At 69.1% G+C, this 17,021-nt stretch carries 16 protein-coding genes; 10 read left to right on the plus strand and 6 right to left on the minus strand.

Going from position 1 to position 17,021, the window contains the following annotated elements; genetic code table 11:
• Nucleotides 1-57: 57 nt before the first annotated feature.
• From LCL61_RS23925 to LCL61_RS23940, 4 genes are read left to right on the plus strand one after another with little or no spacing between them, the layout of a single operon-like run.
• On the plus strand, nt 58-1,380 hold the full coding sequence (locus LCL61_RS23925; protein WP_340681776.1) for a M20/M25/M40 family metallo-hydrolase: 1,323 nt from the start codon (nt 58-60) through the stop codon (nt 1,378-1,380).
• Nucleotides 1,380-2,267: an alpha/beta hydrolase gene (locus tag LCL61_RS23930; RefSeq protein WP_340681777.1), complete on the plus strand. Its 888-nt coding sequence runs from the start codon at nt 1,380-1,382 to the stop codon at nt 2,265-2,267. The genes LCL61_RS23925 and LCL61_RS23930 overlap by 1 nt, the downstream gene beginning before the upstream one ends.
• A gap of 31 nt (nt 2,268-2,298) precedes the next feature.
• Complete coding sequence (locus LCL61_RS23935) at nt 2,299-2,895, plus strand: winged helix-turn-helix domain-containing protein (protein WP_007029600.1); 597 nt, start codon at nt 2,299-2,301, stop codon at nt 2,893-2,895.
• Nucleotides 2,896-3,639: an SRPBCC domain-containing protein gene (locus LCL61_RS23940; protein ID WP_340681778.1), complete on the plus strand. Its 744-nt coding sequence runs from the start codon at nt 2,896-2,898 to the stop codon at nt 3,637-3,639.
• Here LCL61_RS23940 and LCL61_RS23945 read toward each other — a convergent pair.
• The 3 genes from LCL61_RS23945 to LCL61_RS23955 all read right to left on the minus strand — a co-directional run bounded on the left by LCL61_RS23945 (nt 3,632) and on the right by LCL61_RS23955 (nt 5,942).
• Nucleotides 3,632-3,853: a DUF5703 family protein gene (locus LCL61_RS23945; protein ID WP_016334446.1), complete on the minus strand. Its 222-nt coding sequence runs from the start codon at nt 3,851-3,853 to the stop codon at nt 3,632-3,634. The two genes, LCL61_RS23940 and LCL61_RS23945, sit on opposite strands and share 8 nt — an antisense overlap.
• A complete protein-coding gene (locus LCL61_RS23950; RefSeq protein WP_340681779.1) occupies nt 3,850-4,863 on the minus strand; it encodes a hypothetical protein in 1,014 nt (337 codons plus the stop codon). The genes LCL61_RS23945 and LCL61_RS23950 overlap by 4 nt, the downstream gene beginning before the upstream one ends.
• A 113-nt stretch (nt 4,864-4,976) precedes the next feature.
• On the minus strand, nt 4,977-5,942 hold the full coding sequence (locus LCL61_RS23955; RefSeq protein WP_340681780.1) for an aldo/keto reductase: 966 nt from the start codon (nt 5,940-5,942) through the stop codon (nt 4,977-4,979).
• Between the two features lie 136 nt (nt 5,943-6,078).
• Here LCL61_RS23955 and LCL61_RS23960 point away from each other — a divergent pair, with 136 nt between their 5' ends.
• From LCL61_RS23960 to LCL61_RS23975, 4 genes are all read left to right on the plus strand, one after another.
• Nucleotides 6,079-7,125 carry an LLM class F420-dependent oxidoreductase gene (locus LCL61_RS23960; RefSeq protein WP_340681781.1) on the plus strand — a complete coding sequence of 349 codons (1,047 nt, stop codon included), beginning with the start codon at nt 6,079-6,081 and terminating at the stop codon, nt 7,123-7,125.
• Nucleotides 7,125-7,964 (plus strand): undecaprenyl-diphosphate phosphatase, encoded by an 840-nt coding sequence (locus LCL61_RS23965; protein WP_340681782.1) that lies wholly within the window; start codon nt 7,125-7,127, stop codon nt 7,962-7,964. The genes LCL61_RS23960 and LCL61_RS23965 overlap by 1 nt, the downstream gene beginning before the upstream one ends.
• Nucleotides 7,965-8,028: 64 nt before the next feature.
• On the plus strand, nt 8,029-8,739 hold the full coding sequence (locus LCL61_RS23970; RefSeq protein ID WP_340681783.1) for a histidine phosphatase family protein: 711 nt from the start codon (nt 8,029-8,031) through the stop codon (nt 8,737-8,739).
• 103 nt (nt 8,740-8,842) lie between these two features.
• Nucleotides 8,843-10,885: a M3 family metallopeptidase gene (locus tag LCL61_RS23975; RefSeq protein ID WP_340681784.1), complete on the plus strand. Its 2,043-nt coding sequence runs from the start codon at nt 8,843-8,845 to the stop codon at nt 10,883-10,885.
• 54 nt (nt 10,886-10,939) lie between these two features.
• On the opposite strand, the gene LCL61_RS23980 is transcribed toward LCL61_RS23975, so the two are convergent.
• The gene (locus LCL61_RS23980; protein WP_340681785.1) at nt 10,940-12,130 is read right to left on the minus strand and encodes an aminotransferase class V-fold PLP-dependent enzyme; all 1,191 of its coding nucleotides are present in this window, start codon (nt 12,128-12,130) and stop codon (nt 10,940-10,942) included.
• A gap of 31 nt (nt 12,131-12,161) precedes the next feature.
• Between LCL61_RS23980 and LCL61_RS23985 the strand changes: the two genes are divergently transcribed.
• Nucleotides 12,162-13,535: a PLP-dependent aminotransferase family protein gene (locus LCL61_RS23985; protein WP_340681786.1), complete on the plus strand. Its 1,374-nt coding sequence runs from the start codon at nt 12,162-12,164 to the stop codon at nt 13,533-13,535.
• Between the two features lie 26 nt (nt 13,536-13,561).
• Here LCL61_RS23985 and LCL61_RS23990 read toward each other — a convergent pair whose 3' ends face one another.
• Nucleotides 13,562-14,191 carry a hypothetical protein gene (locus LCL61_RS23990; RefSeq protein WP_340681787.1) on the minus strand — a complete coding sequence of 210 codons (630 nt, stop codon included), beginning with the start codon at nt 14,189-14,191 and terminating at the stop codon, nt 13,562-13,564.
• Between the two features lie 70 nt (nt 14,192-14,261).
• A complete protein-coding gene (locus LCL61_RS23995) occupies nt 14,262-16,061 on the minus strand; it encodes a right-handed parallel beta-helix repeat-containing protein (protein ID WP_340681788.1) in 1,800 nt (599 codons plus the stop codon).
• Nucleotides 16,062-16,149: 88 nt separating this feature from the next.
• Here LCL61_RS23995 and LCL61_RS24000 point away from each other — a divergent pair, with 88 nt between their 5' ends.
• Nucleotides 16,150-17,019, plus strand: coding sequence for a TetR/AcrR family transcriptional regulator C-terminal domain-containing protein (locus LCL61_RS24000; RefSeq protein ID WP_340681789.1), 870 nt, complete (start codon nt 16,150-16,152; stop codon nt 17,017-17,019).
• Nucleotides 17,020-17,021: the final 2 nt, after the last annotated feature.

Raw genomic sequence — 17,021 nt, forward strand, 5'->3', positions numbered from 1 at the left:
CCGTCCACCACGCGGTGGCAGCGGGTCGGACGGCTCCGCCAATGGTAGGAATGCCTGGTGACCGAACCGAATTTGATCGAAGCAGCCGCCGACGAGGCAGTCACCCTCACCAGTGAACTGATCCGCATCGACACCACCAACACGGGTGACCCCGACACGCTGGTCGGTGAACGCGCCGCGGCGGAGTACGTCGCCGAGAAGCTCACCGACGCGGGCTACGAGATCACCTACGTCGAGTCCGGCGGCAAGGACCGCCACAACGTGATCGTCCGGCTGCCGGGCGCGGACCCCTCGCGCGGCGCGCTCCTGATCCACGGTCATCTCGACGCCGTCCCCGCCGACGCCTCGGAGTGGTCGGTGCACCCGTTCTCCGGTGCGATCCAGGACGACTACGTCTGGGGCCGCGGCGCGGTGGACATGAAGGACATGTGCGGCATGGCGCTCGCGCTGGCCCGGCACTACAAGATCAACGGCATCGTCCCGCCGCGTGACCTCGTCTTCGCCTTCCTGGCCGACGAAGAGGCGGGCGGCAAGTACGGCGCCCAGTGGCTGGTCGAGAACCGGCCCGAGCTGTTCGAAGGCGTCACCGAGGCGATCAGCGAGGTCGGCGGCTTCTCGATCACGCTGAAGGACAACGTCCGCGCGTACCTCATCGAGACGGCCGAAAAGGGCATCCGCTGGATGAAGCTGCGGGTGCGCGGCACCGCCGGTCACGGCTCGATGATCCACCGCGACAACGCCGTCACCAAGCTGTCCGAGGCCGTCGCCAGACTCGGCAACCACCGCTTCCCGCTGGTCATGACCGACTCCGTCCGCGAGTTCCTGGACGGCGTCACCGAGATCACCGGCTGGGACTTCCCCGAGGACGACATCGAAGGTTCCGTTGCCAAACTCGGCAACATCTCCCGGATGATCGGCGCGACCCTGCGCGACACGGCGAACCCGACGATGCTCACCGCGGGCTACAAGTCGAACGTCATCCCGTCCGTCGCGGAGGCTTCGGTCGACTGCCGGATCCTTCCCGGCAGGCTCGAGGCGTTCAACGCCGAACTGGAGGAGATCCTCGGCCCGGACATCGAGAAGGAGTGGATGGAGCTGCCGCCGGTCGAGACGACCTTCGACGGTGCCCTGGTCGACGCGATGACCAACGCGGTCCTCGCCGAGGACCCGGGCGCCCGCACACTCCCGTACATGCTCTCCGGGGGCACCGACGCGAAGTCGTTCCAGTCGCTCGGGATCCGCAACTTCGGCTTCGCCCCGCTGCAGCTGCCCGCGGACCTCGACTTCTCCGCGCTGTTCCACGGGGTCGACGAGCGTGTCCCGGTCGACGCGCTGAAGTTCGGCGTGCGCGTACTCGACCGCTTCCTCCGCTCTTCCTGATGCCCGGTCTGCTGGCTGCCGACGGGACACCCCTGCACTTCGAGCGCTGGGGTGATCCGACGGCGCCGGTGACCGTGGTGCTCCTCCACGGGTACGCCCTCGACAGGCGCAGCTGGCGTGCCATCGCGCCGGTGCTCGCCGAGGCGTCCGAGGAACCTCTCGCCGTGGTGGCCTACGACCAGCGTGGCCACGGAGAATCCGGTGAGGTCCGGGCGTCGTCGGCGACCATGGGGAAGCTCGCCGACGATCTGGCCGAGGTACTGGACAAGGTGGTCCCCGGCGGCAAGGTGGTCCTGGTCGGCCATGACATGGGTGGGCTCGCGATCCTGTCACTCGCCCAGCGCCACCCGGACGTCTTCGCGGCGAGGGCGGCCGGGATCGGGTTGCTCGCGATGTCGGCGGGCGGCGTCACCCCGGACGCGATCTGGCCGAACGCGCTCGGGAAACTCGGCCGCGACCTGGAGATCGTCTTCGGGACGAAACTGATCGGCCTGGTACGGGAGCACACGAGCAAGGCGGTGACCGCCGGCCTGAGGTGGTGGCTCTTCGGCGACGACCCGGTGCCCGCCGACGTCGAACTGACCGTGCGGATGATCCGCGGCAACTGGCCGCAGACGGTGTCAGCCTTCCGCCCTGCACTGGACGCCTACACGCGGGAATCGGCGCTGTCGCAGGTCGGGGCTGTGCCGGTGACGGCGATCGTGGGGGAGCGGGACAAGCTCGTGCCGACGGCGGATGTCGAGGAACTGGCGGGCGCGGTGGAGAACGGGACGGCCGTGGTCCTGCCCGGCGTCGGGCACGTCGTCCCACTCGAGGCGGCCCCGCAGGTCATTCCCCGCCTGCTCGCGCTGGCGAACCAGGCCCGCCGACAAGCCAGACTGTCTTGACAAAATCTGTTTTCGGTGACACCTTCTTGGCATGTTCTCCGTTGCGGTGATCGAGGACGCGGAAGCGGCCGAAGTGTCGCTGGATCCGGTCCGGGCCCGGCTGCTCGCCGAACTCGCCGAACCGGCATCGGCCACGATGCTGGCCGCGCGGGTCGATCTGCCGAGACAGAAGGTGAACTACCACCTTCGCGCGCTGGAGAAGCACGGGCTCGTGGAGCTGGTCGAGGAACGGCGGAAGGGCAACGTCACCGAGCGCATGATGCGCGCGACGGCGTCGTCGTACGTCATCTCGCCCACGGCGCTCTCAGCCGTGCAACCCGATCCGGCCCAGTCGCCGGACCGCCTGTCCGCACGCTGGCTGCTGGCCGTCGCCGGCAGGTTGGTGCGCGACGTCGGCCTGCTGATCACCGGAGCGACCAAGGCGCGCAAACGGGTCGCGACCTTCGCGATCGACGGCGAGGTGCGGTTCTCCTCCGCCGCGGACAGGGCCGCGTTCGCCGAAGAGCTCACCGTCGCGATCACGAACCTGGTGAGCAAATACCACGACGAAGGCGCCGAACAGGGCCGCGATCACCGGATCGTCGTCGCCGTCCACCCGAGCGTCCGCACCGAGCCCGAGGAGCGCTGAATGGGCCACGAATTCGAGATCACCGACCGCGTCGAGATCGACGCGACGCCGGAACAGGTCTGGGACGCCATCGCGACCGGGCCGGGGATCACGTCATGGTTCATGGGACGCAACGAGGTCGACGGCGGCGTCGGCGGCACTGTGAAGACCGCTTTCGGCGGCTTTGAACCCACCTCGGCGATCACGGCGTGGGACCCGCTGGAACGCCTGGTCTACGGCACGGAACCCGCCCCGGACGGACGCTTCGTCGCCTACGAGTTCCTCATCGAGGGCCGGTCCGGCGGCAGCACCGTGCTGCGGACCGTGACGAGCGGTTTCCTGCCCGGCGACGACTGGGAAGACGAGTTCGAGGCGATGACCGCCGGCGGCGAGCTGTTCCTCCGCACCCTCGTCGAGTACCTCAACGCCTTCGCCGGCTGGAAAGCGGCGCCGGTGACGGTGTTCGGGCCGATGATCGAGGATTGGGACAGCGCGTGGCTGACACTCGGCCGGGAACTCGGCCTCGCCGGGCGGCCGCGGCCGGGGGACCGGGTCCGCGTGTCCACCGGCCCGGTGTCCACTGTGGACGGCGAGGTCTATTTCGCGAACGCGCAGACGGTCGGGATCCGGACCGCGGACGCGCTTCTGAGGTTCGTCCGCGGTTTCGCCGGGCCGATGTGCGCGATGCATCACCTGTTCGGCGACGTCGACTCCGCGGAACAGGACGTGCTCTGGGCCGAGTGGCTCGGCCGGGTGTTCAAGTGATGAGGCCGGGCAGGGGGGTGGCGGTGCGCTTGCGGCGCAACCACACCCTCCTGGTCCCATCGGAGTAGAGCCGGACGGTCGACAGTTCCCAGCCCGCGAACTCGGCGTGGATCGACAGCTGCGTCGCCGCCGCCCGCCGGGAAACACCGGGCGGAAGCTGCAACCGCCGGTACTCCCAATCCCCTTCGACCACCGCCTCGTCCACGACTGTCATGGCGTGATCACCTGGATCCCTTCTCCGATGGCCGAGCCGACGACCACACGGCCGCCCTGCTCGTCGACGGTGACCGAATCTGGCTGCCGCACGGTGGGGAACCGGTGTTTCTCGATCGGTTCTCCACCGCGGACGTCGAAACCGACTACCTCGTTGCGTTCGGTGAGCGTGACCCAGACGAGGCCACGGGCGCGGTCGTAGGCGATGCCGTACGCCCCGCCCGGCACGGGATAGCGCTGGCGCAGCAGCAACGGCGTCGTGGAGAACGCCAGCAGCGCGCCCGCCCGCGCGTCGGTGACGAAGACGCGTCCCAGATCGTCGGTGACGGCGTTGGCCGCGCCGTCGCCCGCCCGCAGGCCCTCGCCGATCTTGCCCCCGACGAGGTCGACGGCGAACAGGGCGGTGCGGAGCTTGTCGAGCACGACCACCCCGTCACCGGTGTTCAGCACGTCGTCGGCGCTGTAGATCTGGCCGGTGATCGTCTTCGGCCCCGCGTTCTTCGACAGCACCTCGACGGCCTTGCGGTCCCGCACCGAGACCAGCGTCGCTTCACCGTCGGCGAGACCGGCCGACGGCTGCCCCGCGACCGGGACCGTCTCCAGCGCGCCACCGGGCAGCGAGACCTTCGCCAGCATGCTCTTGCCAGGGACGCTGGCGAGCACCTGGGAACCGGAGACGGTGAGCCGCTCGGCGGGACCCGGCAAGGCCACGGTCGTCTTAGGGGAGTCCAGGGCGGCGAGATCATAGATACGCAGCGACGGCGGCTCCGAAACCGCGGCGACCAGCGTCTTGCTCGCCTCGTCGGTCACCAGCGCCTTCACGCCCGGCACCGCGAACACCGACCCCGCGGGCTTGACCGTCACAGCAGGGGAGACCGCCGCGGTGGCCGCGACGGGGTTCTGCACGATCTGCAAGGAGTCGTTCGGCGTGTCGTCCGTACTGCAGGACGAGAGCACCAGGACACCGGCGAGCGGGATCGCGATCCGGGAAACGGCGGACAGCCGACCCACCTTGGTGCCTCCACCTGCTACTCGTCGAACGGACTTGTCCAGCATCCTCCTGGAACTCCACCACGTCACGTCAGCGTCACCCAACAGTCACCTAATCCAGTATTCGAGACGGCTCAGAGGCCGCGTTCCGGGTATCCGACCTCGATCGCGCTGACGTCGTCGAGCGCCGAGCGGATGGCTGGCGGGAGCGTGATCTCCTCTGCCGTCAGCGAACCGGTCAGCTGACCGGTGTCACGGGCTCCGACCACGGGCGCGACCACTCCGGGCCGGTCGCGGACCCACGCCAGCGCGACCGCCAGCGGCGAGGTGCCGAGGCCGTCCGCGGCCGTCGCGACCGCCTGCACGATCCGGGCCGCGCGATCGGTCCGGTGATGTTCGACATAGCCCGCGAAAACACTCGAAGCGCCGCGCGAATCGGCGGGGGTCCCGCTGCGGTACTTGCCGGTGAGCACGCCCCGGCCGAGCGGCGCCCACGGCAGGAGCCCGATGCCGTGGTGCTCCGCCGCGGGGACGACTTCGCGATCGACCCCGCGCTCCAGCAGCGAGTACTCGACCTGCGTCGAGACCAGTGGGGCGACGGCCGAACTGCGGGCCGCGGCGGTCGCCAGCTGCCAGCCCGAGTAGTTGGAGACGCCGACGTAGCGGACCTTCCCGCTGGTGACGGCGTATTCGAGGGCGGCGAGCGTCTCGTCGACCGGTACGGTGGTGTCCCAAGCGTGCAGCTGCCAGAGGTCGATGTGGTCGGTGCCGAGCCGTCGCAGCGATCCTTCGAGCGCGCTCAGCAGGGCACCGCGCGAGGCTCCGCCACCGAACGGGCCGTCGGTGCGCCGGGCGACGGCCTTGGTGGCGAGCACGATGTCGTCCCGGGGGACCAGGTCGCCGAGCAGCGCGCCGAGGACGCGTTCGCTCTCTCCCTCGCCGTAGATGTCGGCGGTGTCGACCAGGGTGCCCCCGGCGTCGACGAACGCGACCAGCTGGCTGGCCGCCTCCTCCGAGTCGGTGTCGCCACCCCACGTCATGGTCCCGAGGGCCATCCGCGAGACCCGAAGTCCCGACCGGCCGAGCTGTCGCTTTTCCACGACGGGCGAGCCTAGCCGGAAGGCAAGTGCGGGTCGCGGAGCAGGTGAGCGTGTCGTGATCGAGTACCACCGTGCGGGTCATCGGCTGTCAACACCCTGAACGGAGGAGTGACACTCCGATGGATACATTCACGCCGTGCGACTCGGACTGAACTTGGGCTATTGGGGCGCGGGGAACGACGCGGCCAACCTGGCATTGGCGAAGAAGGCGGACGAACTGGACTACGCGGTCGTCTGGGCCGCGGAGGCCTACGGTTCGGACGCGCCGACGGTGCTCTCATGGGTGGCGGCGCAGACCTCACGGATCGACGTGGGCAGCGCGGTGTTGCAGATCCCCGCGCGGACACCGGCGATGACCGCGATGACCGCCGCGACCCTGGACACGCTTTCCGGCGGCCGGTTCCGTCTCGGCCTCGGTGTTTCCGGCCCGCAGGTCTCCGAGGGCTGGCACGGCGTGAAGTTCGCGTCGCCGCTCGGCCGCACTCGCGAATACGTCGAGATCGTCCGCAAGGCGCTGAGCCGCGAGCGGGTCCGGTACGACGGCGACCACTTCCAGCTGCCCCTGCCCGGCGGGCCCGGCAAGGCGCTGACCCTGACCGTGCACCCCGTCCGCGACGAGATCCCGGTGTACCTGGCCGCCATCGGCCCGAAGAACCTCGAACTGACCGGCGAGATCGCGGACGGCTGGCTGCCGGTGTTCTATTCGCCCGAGCACGCCGGTGAGCAGCTGAAACTGATCCAGGCCGGCGCGGACAAGGCCGGACGTACCCTCGACGGCTTCGACGTCGTCCCCACCGTCCCGCTCGTTGTCGGTGACGACTGGAAGGCCTGCGCCGACGCTGTCCGCGGGTACGCGGCGCTGTACATCGGCGGGATGGGCAGCCGGGAGAAGAACTTCTACAACCAGCTCGCCTGCCGGATGGGCTTCGAGCGCGAAGCCGCCGACGTCCAGCAGAAGTACCTGGGCAGGGACTACGAGGGCGCCATGGCCGCAGTCCCGCTGGAGTTCATCGACGCGACGTCGCTGCTGGGGCCGAAGGAGCGCATCGCCGAACGGATGCAGGCCTTCGCCGGATCGGGCGTCACGACGCTGACCGTCGCGCCCGCCATGCCGGACCCGGAGGGCTCCGCACGCGCCCTCGAGATCGCGGCCGAGGCCATCGAAACGGCCGGTGTCGCCTGATGGGATGGTTCGAAGCGCTGGTCCTGGGGCTCGTTCAGGGCCTGACCGAGTTCCTGCCGATCTCCTCCAGCGCGCACCTGCGGATCACCGCGGCGCTCGCCGGCTGGGACGACCCGGGCGCCGCGTTCACCGCGGTGACCCAGATCGGTACCGAACTCGCGGTCATCCTGTACTTCTCGGCCAAGATCGGGAAGATCCTCCGCGCCTGGTTCTTTTCGATCTACAAGAAGGACTGGCGCCAGGACCCCGACGCCCGGCTGGGCTGGCTGATCATCGTCGGCTCGATGCCGATCGTGGTGCTGGGCCTGCTGCTGCAGGACGCCATCGACGAAACCTTCCGTGACCTGCGGATCACCGCGACGACACTGATCGTGTTCGGCCTGATCCTTCTGGTGGCCGACCGCATCGGGAAGCAGCAGCGGACCCTCGACCACCTGACCGTGCCGCACGGCCTCGGTTTCGGGTTCGCCCAGGCGCTGGCGCTGATCCCGGGTGTCTCGCGTTCCGGCGGCACCACCAGCGCCGGTCTGCTGCTCGGCTACAGCCGCGCGGAGGCCGCGGAGTACTCGTTCCTGCTGGCGCTGCCGGCGGTGTTCGGCTCGGGGCTGTACAAGCTGACCGACATCGGCAAGGACGGCGCCCCGGCGCAGTGGGGGCCGACGATCCTGGCGACGCTGGTCGCGTTCGGCGTCGGGTACGCCGTCATCGCCTGGCTGATGTCCTACATCAAGACCAAGAGCTTCGTGCCGTTCGTGATCTACCGGCTCGTACTCGGTGTCCTGCTGTTCGTGCTGATCTTCACCGGTGTCCTGGACCCCGGCGCGGGCCCGCACCTGTAGATCCTCACGCATCCAGGGGACGAATCGCGTAGCCGGGCAAAGCACGACACGTAGGGTGGGCCACGTGAGTACTGTGATCCTTCTGCGCCACGGCAAGTCCACGGCGAACGGTTCGGGCGTCCTGGCCGGGCGCACGCCCAAGGTCGGCCTGGACGACACCGGCCGGGCGCAGGCGGCCGCGCTCGTCGAGCGCCTGGCGCCGGTCCCGCTCGCCGAGCTGGTGGTCTCGCCGATGCTCCGCTGCCGCCAGACGGTCGCGAAGCTGGCCGAGGCACGCGGTCTGGACAAGATCAAAGAGCCTGGTTTGTCCGAAGTGGACTACGGCGAATGGACCGGGCGCGCGCTCAAGGATCTGTTCAAAGAACCCCTGTGGCGCGTCGTGCAGGCGCATCCCTCGGCCGCGGTCTTCCCTGGCGGAGAAGGGCTCGCCGAGATGCAGGCGCGGGCGGTCGCCGCCGTTCGCGCGCACGACGCGAGGATCACCGCTAAGTACGGCGAGAACGCAGTGTGGCTCTTATGCAGCCATGGCGATGTGATCAAGGCGATCCTCGCCGACGCACTCGGCCAGCATCTCGATTCCTTCCAGCGGATCGTGGTCGATCCGGCGTCGGTTTCGGTCGTCCGGTACACCGAGACTCGTCCGTTCGTGTTGCGCGTCAACGACAACGGCGGCGACCTGACCGGTGTCGCCCCACCCGAACCGAAGGCCAAAGCCAAGCGCGGCAAGGGAAAACGCAGCTCCGACGCGGTGGTGGGCGGTACCACCGGAGCGTGACCACCGCCGTCGGTGGCGTCACCGCCACGGACGGCATCCACCGGCCCCTCGCTGCCCGTAAGGTGGCCAGACCAGCAGATTCGACGACCCGGGAGCAACACCGATGATTTCGCAGGACAACCCGTTCGCCGCGCCGAGTGAGCTGCCCTACGCCCTTCCGCCGTTCGACCGGATCGCCGACGAGCACTTCCTTCCCGCCTTCGAAGCGGGCCTGGCCGAGCACGCCGCCGAGATCGAGGAAATCGCCGGCTCGGCCGAGCCGGCGACCTTCGAGAACACCATCGTCGCGCTCGAAAAGTCCGGCAGACTGCTGTCCCGCGTCTCCAGCGTGTTCTTCAACCTCGCCGGGTCGAACGCGAACGACGAGATCCAGCGCGTGCAGGCCGAGATGGCGCCGCGACTGGCCGCGCACGCCGACGCCATCAACCTGAATCCGGCGCTGTTCGCCCGGATCAACTCGCTGTTCGAGCGCAGGGACGAACTCGGCCTCGACGCCGAATCGCTGCGCCTGCTGGAGCGTCACCACACCGACGTGCGCCGCGCCGGCGCCGGTCTTCCCGAAGCCGACCAGAAGCGTCTGCGTGAGTTGAACGAGCAGATTTCGACGCTGTCGACCCGGTTCCAGCAGAACCTGCTCAAGGACACCAACGAACTGGCCGTGGTCGTCGACGACGTCGCGGAGCTCGCCGGTCTCGGTGAGGACGAGATCGCCACGGCCGCCGAAACCGCCGGCGAGGAGGGCAAGTACGTCCTCAAGCTGACCCTGCCGACGGCGCAGGCCGCGCTGGCCTCGCTGGAGGATCGCGCTCTTCGTGAGCGGATTTTCACCGCGTCGGTCTCCCGCGGCAATCGGGGCAACGAGTTCGACAACAACGAGGTCGTGGCCCAGCTGGTCCGGTTGCGTGCGGAGAGGGCCGCCGTGCTCGGCTTCCCCGACCACGCCTCGTACGTCATCGAGGACGAGACCGCGAAGACCGCTCAGGCCGCTGTCGGTCTCCTGGAACGGCTCGCGCCCGTTGCGGTCGCCAACGCCAAGGCGGAGGCCGAAGAACTGCAGCGCTACCTCGAAGCCGACATCCCCGGCGCGATCCTGCGGCCGTGGGACTGGGCGTTCTACGCCGAACGCGTCCGCAAGGACCGGTTCGAGGTCGACACCGCCGCGCTGCGCCCGTATTTCGAGCTGAACCGGGTGCTGGCCGACGGCGTGTTCTTCGCCGCGTCCAAGCTGTACGGCCTGAGCTTCACCGAGCGGGAAGACCTGCCGAAGTATCACCCCGAGGTCCGGATCTTCGAGGTATTCGACGCCGACGGCACGGAACTCGGCCTGTTCCTGCTCGACTACTACGCCCGCGACTCGAAGCGCGGCGGCGCCTGGATGAACAACTTCGTCGACCAGACGAGGCTGCTGGGCACGAAGACGGTCGTGGTGAACGTGCTCAACGTCGCCAAGCCGCCGGCGGGGGAGCCGACCCTGCTGACCTTCGACGAGGTCGTCACCGCGTTCCACGAGTTCGGGCATGCGCTGCACTCGCTGCTTTCCGATGTCGAGTACCCGATGTTCTCGGGCACCAACGTCCCGCGTGACTTCGTCGAGTACCCCTCGCAGGTCAACGAGATGTGGATGCTCTGGCCCGAGGTGCTGGCCAACTACGCCAAGCACCACGTGACCGGTGAGCCGCTGCCGCAGGAGCAGATCGACAAGCTCCTGGCGTCGCAGCAGTACGGCGAAGGCTTCTCGACCACCGAGTACCTCGCGGCATCCCTCCTCGACCAGGCGTGGCACTCGCTGGGCACCGAGGACAACGTCGAGGACGTGCAGCGGTTCGAGGCCGAGGCGCTGACCAAGGCCGGTGTCGCGCTGGAAGCCGTGCCGCCGCGCTACCGCACCACGTACTTCGCGCACATCTTCAGTGGCGGCTACAGCGCCGGGTACTACTCCTACATCTGGAGCGAGGTCCTCGACGCCGACACCGTCCAGTGGTTCCGTGAGAACGGCGGGCTCAGCAGGGAGAACGGCGACCACTTCCGCCGCGAGCTCCTCGGGCGGGGCGGCAGTGTCGACCCGATGGCGGCCTTCCGCGCGTTCCGTGGCCGCGACCCGGAGATCGAGCCGCTGTTGAAGCGCCGCGGCCTCGCGGGCGCCTGACCTCCCGACGGTTCCCCGCCCGGACACCCCCAGTGTCCAGGCGGGGAACCGCGCTCAGGCGGCCAGCTCGGCGACGGCAGCGGCCACGTCGTCCACTTCCCGTTCGGTGTTGTAGTAGTGCGGGCTCAGCCGCAGGCACCACTCGACGTCCTTGTCTCCGAAGTCGAACTGCGCGAACTGCCGGTAGCTGAGCGCCGAATTGATCCGGCGGGCGTCCATCGCCTCCTTGAAGGGCACCGCTTCCCAGCCCTTGATGGAGAAGGTCACCAGCGCGCCCAATTCCGGCCCCCGGTCGAGCACTTCGACGCCCGCGATGGCGCCGAGACCGTCCCGCAGCCTCGCCGCGAGCGCGGGGGTGCGTCGTGAGATCGCCTCCAGGCCGACCTCACGGGCATACCGCGCCGCGGCCGCGCAGCCGAGCACGGTGGCGTAAGGGAATTCCCATTCTTCGAAGCGGGAAGCCGACTTCGCCGGTTCGTACGCGCCGGGCGCGCTCCAGCGGGCACCGTGCATGTCGATGAACAGCGGCTCATGCCCGGCGTCGAGGAACCGGTCGGAGACGAACAGGAACCCCGAACCGCGCGGACCACGCAGGAATTTGCGGCACGTCGAAGTGAGCAGGTCGGCTCCGATCTCCTCGACGTCGACGGGGTACTGGCCGATCGACTGACAGGCGTCGACCAGGTAGAGCAGGCCGAGCTCCCGGCAGCGCCGCCCGATTGCGGCGACCGGCTGGACGAGCCCCGAGTTGGTCGGGATGTGCGTGGCCGCGACCAGCTTCGGTCTCCTCGTGCGCATCAGGGCCGCCATGGCCTCGACGTCGACACCGCCCTCCCGGGTGTCCGGTGCGTGCACGATCTCGACACCGAACCGCTTCCGTAGCGAAAGGAACGCGATCTGGTTGGAGATGAAGTCGTTGCGGGTGGTGAGCACGACGTCGCCGGGTTCGAACCGGATCGAGGAAAGCGCGGTGGAGTAGGCGTGGGTGGCGCTCGCCGCGAAGGCGATGTTGCGGGGCCTCGCGTTGATCAGGGCCGCGATCTCGTCGTAGAAGCCGGTGACCTCGCTCGCGCGTGCCGCGGCGGCCTCGTACCCGCCGGTCTCGGCTTCGAGATTCAGGTGATCGAGCATCGCGGCCAGTACCGGCTTCGCCAGGAGCCCGCAGCCCGCGTTGTTGAAGTGGACGACCTTCTCGCTGCCCGGGGTATCGGCTCTCAGGGCCGGGACGTCCAGTAGTGATCTCACCAGAATCTTAGTAGCACTATTATGTTGCTTCATGTCGGATAGTAGCACTTCCGCGCTCGTCGCCCAGCTGCGTTCGCTCATCCGCACTGCGGCCGCGGGGGAGAGGCTGCCCAGTAGCCGGGAGCTGATCGAGCGCTACCGGGTCGGCCCGGGAACGGTCTCTCGCGCGATCGCCCTGCTGGCCGCCGAGGGCACGGTCGTGACCCGCCCCGGGAGCGGGACCTACGTCGCGGCGAAGGCGACGACGGTGGGCGAGCCGCTCGACACGGCGTGGCAGACGGTCGCGCTGACCGATCGCAGCGTCGACACCAGATCCCTCACCGGCGCCCTCGGCCCGCCACCGGAGGGCGCGATCCTTCTCGACGGCGGATATCCGCATCGCTCACTCCAGGCGACCCGCTTCCTGAGCGCGGCGCTCGCGCGGGCGGGACGCCGTCCGGATTCCTGGGACCGGGCCCCCGCCGCCGGACTGGCCGCGTTGAGGTCGGTGTTCGCGGGGCCGGCCGGTGCGTCACCGGACGACGTCCTGATCACCGCGGGCGGCCAGAGCGGGCTGTCCATGGCGTTCCGGGCGATCGCGGCACCCGGCAGCCCGGTCCTCGTCGAATCGCCGACCTATCCGGGAGCACTCGCCGCCGCGCGGGCGGCGGGGCTCCGCCCGGTGCCGGTCCCGATCGACGACGACGGGGTCCGCCCGGATCTGCTGGCCGAGGCGTTCGCGATGACCGGCGCCCGGCTGTTCTACTGTCAGCCCACTTTTCACAACCCGACCGGGACGGTGCTCGCGGCCGAACGGCGCACGCGGGTGCTGGACGTCGCCAGGGCGGCGGGCGCGTTCGTCCTGGAGGACGACTTCGCCCGGTATCTCTCCCATGGGGTGACCGCACCGCGTCCGCTGATCACCGACGACCGGGACGGCACGGTCGTCCATCTGGCCTCGGTGACCAAGGCCGCCGCGCCGAGTCTTCGGATCGGCGCGGTGATCGCGCGAGGGCCGGTCCTCGACCGGATGAAGGCGATCCGGCAGGTCGACGACTTCTTCGTCTCCCGTCCGCTGCAGGAGGCCGCCCTCGAACTGCTCAGCGCGCCGTCCTGGGAACGTCACGTGCGGAAACTGGGCTCGGAACTACGGCAGCGGTGCGGAAAGGCGGCCGCGGCGCTGGCAGGGGAGCGTCCTGAGTGGACTGTCGCGCGGCTGCCCGAGGGCGGGCTGCACCTTTGGGTACGGCTACCGGCGGGGAGTGACGCGAACGCGGTCGCCCGCGCGGCGAGGGAGCGGGGAGTCGTGGTCGGGGCGGGGGACCGGTTCTTCGCCGCCGAACCAGCCGGACCGTTCCTCCGGCTCGGCTTCGCCGCCGCGGCCGACGTCGCCGAACTCGCCGAAGGCGTCAGGCGATTAGGTTAAATGTATAACGACCTATACAGCGTGGCTCAGGCTAAAGCCGCGTCAAACAACAGATAAAACCCACCGCCAAGGACGACACCCGCGGCCATCCCGGCCGTGACTTCGGCTTTGGTGTGATCTCCGAGTTCGACGCGGGACCAGCAGACCCAGGCGACGCCGAGGAAGACCAGTGCGAGCCAGGGGCCGTAGACACCGATCAGCATCACGGCCGCACCCGCCGCCACCATCGCATGCATCGAGATCTTGAACTCGAGCCCGAAGGTGATCGCGAGCGCGGCGATCAGGCAGACGAGCTCGGCGGCCGCGAGCGCGATCATCTCGTGCGGGGCACCGCCGGCGATCAGGCCGACGAAGCCGGCGGTCAGCGAGCCGATGCAGACCGCGAACGGGACGAGCCGTCCGGCGCGATCGGTGACATGGTGGCTGTCCCACTTACCCTTCCTGGCGCCGCGCACGATCACGGCCATCGGGATCAGCGAGCCGGTGACGCCGACGACGAGACCCCAGAGCACCGTCTCGCCGACGTGATATCCCGTGACCTTCCAGCCGACGATCAGCGGGAGACCGAGTACCCAGACCCAAGGGGCGAGCACCTCGGTCGCGATCCGCGCGAGACGTCGGCGGGTCCCGGGGGCTTCCGTGGTCTGGGTCGGCATCGCGCGTGGTCTCCTCGGGAATCGTGGCCGGAGCGGCTTCTGCCGGACTCGCGCCCGGCAGAAGCGGTGATCATCGTTCCAGACCCCGGCGGCCCGCCCGCGCGAGAATGTCCGCGCCCGCCGGATCCGCCCGGACGGCCTCGTCGAAGCTCTCTTTGGGCAGCACCGTGTTCCCGGCCACGGTCACCGTCTCGGGTGGGGTGTCGTAGCCGTCGGGCAGGGCGTCCCAGAAGTTGCCGACGAAGGCGACGTTCTCCATCGGCGGTCCCACCTGGAGCACGATCGGAGCGTCGGCCCGGTGGACGATGTTGCCGAGAACGGTGATCCACGCCGCGCCGTAGTCGGTGTAGAGGCCGAAGTTGTACGACGTGAGGACGTCGCGGATGACATTGCCGCGTACCAGCGCCCCGCCGGTGAACGACGAGCCCTGCGGGGCCGACAGGTAGATCCCGCCGCCGTCCATGAGCTTCCCCATGCTGCGTTCGACGAGGTTCGAGATCACCTGCGTGCCCTTGGCGCGCTCGCCGCCGGTGACCACGATGCCGTTGTGCGGGACGTCGCGGATCTCGTTGTGTGCCACGACGGTCTCCCCGGACTCGACCACGAGGACGGCGGGTGAACCGCGGTACTCGGTGCCGATGTGGTGGACGAGGTTGTCTTCGACCGTGGCACGGGTGCTCGTGTGGACGGCGATCCCGCTGCCCGAGATCTCGTCGAAGACGTTCGCCAGGATCCGTACGTCGGTGGCGTCCTCGATCAGCAGTCCTCCCGCGCCGAGCCGGGTGAAGTGGTTGCCCTCCAGAGAGACCCGGCTGACGGACGTGAGGCTGACGTTGGCGGGCAACTGGACCGGCTCCGCGGGCACGTGGACGTAGCCCACGTCCGCGCCGAGATCGATCTTCTGGAAGTCACCTCGTTCGTAGCGTGCGTTGCCGTGATAGTGCAGGTAGCCGCCGGTGCGGGCAGGGCCGGACCAGGTCGCGTCGGTGAAGCTGAAGCCGCGCAGCACGAGGTCGTGCACACCTCGTGCGCTGATGAGCGTTTCGAGCACCGGAGCGACGACGCTGGTCTCGCCGATCTCCTCTCCAGGGCGCGGGCGGTAGTGCAGGACGTGGTCGCCTGTGTCGGTGCGGCTGACGGCGAAGGTTCCCGGCCCGGTCAAGAAGGCCACGTTGTTCTCTAGCGTGGACGGTGCGGCGAGGCCGTCCCAGGCACCGTCGCCGCCGGCGCCGTACCACTTGGCGTCGTAGAGGGATTTGGCGTGATCGAAGGCGGGCTGAGCCATGGTGATCGTGGTCGAGGAGGCGTCACCGGAGATCGACGCGACCGCGAGCCGGGCTTCGGACCACGGGTAGACGCCCGGATACACGAACTCCAGCCCGGACGGGTCCGGCCACGACTGAGGCTCCGCGCTGTCCGTGACGTAACCCGTTGCTGTTTTCGTCACGTTTCCCGGGAGTCCGTCCGTGCGGGCCGCTCGCGCCACGGGTTTGCCGTCGACCGTGAGCTGTCGTGGTGCCAGGTCGCCGATCGGCGCGGTCCAGACGCCATCGTCGCCCGTCGTCCAGCCGGTGATCTCGCGGCCGCCGCTCAGCTCGACCTCGGCCTGATCGGCTGTTCCGTAGTCGGCTGCCTGGTAGATCACGCGGAAGCCGTTCGACCCGGAATCACCCTGTGTGTCAGTGAAGACAAGAGGTTCGTCCAGGCGGTGGACGCCAGCCGAGAAGGAGACGATGACGTCTCCGGTCATGGTGGCCGTCGCGGCACGGACGGCCTTCTGAGCGGCTTTCGGGCTGGCGAACGGCTGTTCGGCGGTGCCGGGCCAGTCGTCTCTGCCGACAGGGGATACGAAGAACCTGATTTCGGGCATGCTGAAGCGCTCCTGCGGGAGGTATATGGGATATACTGAAGTTTATCAGCTAAACACGAACGAGCGAAGAGCGTCAAGGGAGTAGCGGGTGGCGGAAGACGACGCGCAGCCGGATCCGGAGCGTGCGATCGAACTGCTGTGGGGGGCGTCCGAGCCGGAGCGGCCCGGGTTGAGCCTGGGCCGGATCGTCGCGGCGGCCGTCGAGGTCGCGGACGCCGAAGGGCTCGCCTCGCTGTCGATGCGCAAGGTCGCGGAACGGTTCGGCACCACCACCATGTCGCTCTACCGGTACGTCCCCGGCAAGGCGGAGCTGGTGGAGCTCATGCGTGACGCGGTGTACGGCGAGTTCCCGATGGGGTCTTCGGACGGGCTCGGCTGGCGAGCGGGCCTCGAACGCTGGGCGCGGCGGGCCTGGGAGATGCACCACCGGCATCCGTGGCTGGTCCACAGCTCCGGGTCCCGCCGCCTCCCTGGGCCGAACATCATGGCCGGCTACGACCACGCGCTGGACGTGGCTTCGCGTAGCGGTTTGGCGCCGGCGGAGGTGATCGCGGTGGTGAACCTGGTGGGCGGATTCGTCGAGTCGGCCGCGCGCCAGGCGGGGGAGGCCGCGGAGCTCCAGCGGCGCACGGGGGTGACCCATGAGCGCTGGTGGAGCGAACGCGAGTCCCTCTTTGAGCGCCTGGACCGCTATCCGGCACTGGAGCGGCTGTGGAAGGCCGGGGGAATGGACGCTCCGCTGGACACCTTCGAATTCGGGCTGCGGCGGACCCTTGACGGTGTCGAGGCGCTCATCCAAAGCCAGGGGAGTGAGGTAATCAGTGACGAAATCGGGGGAGGGGAGTGTGTCGTCTGCGGTAAGCCGTTGGATGGGGGAGGGCGGGGCAGGCCTCGGGACTACTGCTCGCGGGCGTGTCAGCAACGTGCCTACCGGCGTCGTCAGGCTCAAAGTGTATAACG

It is taken from the genome of Amycolatopsis coloradensis (assembly GCF_037997115.1).
In the GTDB taxonomy this organism is placed as follows: domain Bacteria; phylum Actinomycetota; class Actinomycetes; order Mycobacteriales; family Pseudonocardiaceae; genus Amycolatopsis; species Amycolatopsis coloradensis_A.

What these genes read in the sequence shown, in the direction of transcription:
- LCL61_RS23985 (WP_340681786.1), top strand. Translation starts at nt 12,162, where the DNA reads ATGTCGGATAGTAGCACTTCCGCGCTCGTCGCCCAGCTGCGTTCGCTC.
- LCL61_RS23930 (WP_340681777.1), top strand. Translation starts at nt 1,380, where the DNA reads ATGCCCGGTCTGCTGGCTGCCGACGGGACACCCCTGCACTTCGAGCGC.
- LCL61_RS23945 (WP_016334446.1), bottom strand. Translation starts at nt 3,853, where the DNA reads ATGACAGTCGTGGACGAGGCGGTGGTCGAAGGGGATTGGGAGTACCGG.
- LCL61_RS23940 (WP_340681778.1), top strand. Translation starts at nt 2,896, where the DNA reads ATGGGCCACGAATTCGAGATCACCGACCGCGTCGAGATCGACGCGACG.
- LCL61_RS23965 (WP_340681782.1), top strand. Translation starts at nt 7,125, where the DNA reads ATGGGATGGTTCGAAGCGCTGGTCCTGGGGCTCGTTCAGGGCCTGACC.
- LCL61_RS23935 (WP_007029600.1), top strand. Translation starts at nt 2,299, where the DNA reads ATGTTCTCCGTTGCGGTGATCGAGGACGCGGAAGCGGCCGAAGTGTCG.
- LCL61_RS23975 (WP_340681784.1), top strand. Translation starts at nt 8,843, where the DNA reads ATGATTTCGCAGGACAACCCGTTCGCCGCGCCGAGTGAGCTGCCCTAC.
- LCL61_RS23990 (WP_340681787.1), bottom strand. Translation starts at nt 14,191, where the DNA reads ATGCCGACCCAGACCACGGAAGCCCCCGGGACCCGCCGACGTCTCGCG.
- LCL61_RS23995 (WP_340681788.1), bottom strand. Translation starts at nt 16,061, where the DNA reads ATGCCCGAAATCAGGTTCTTCGTATCCCCTGTCGGCAGAGACGACTGG.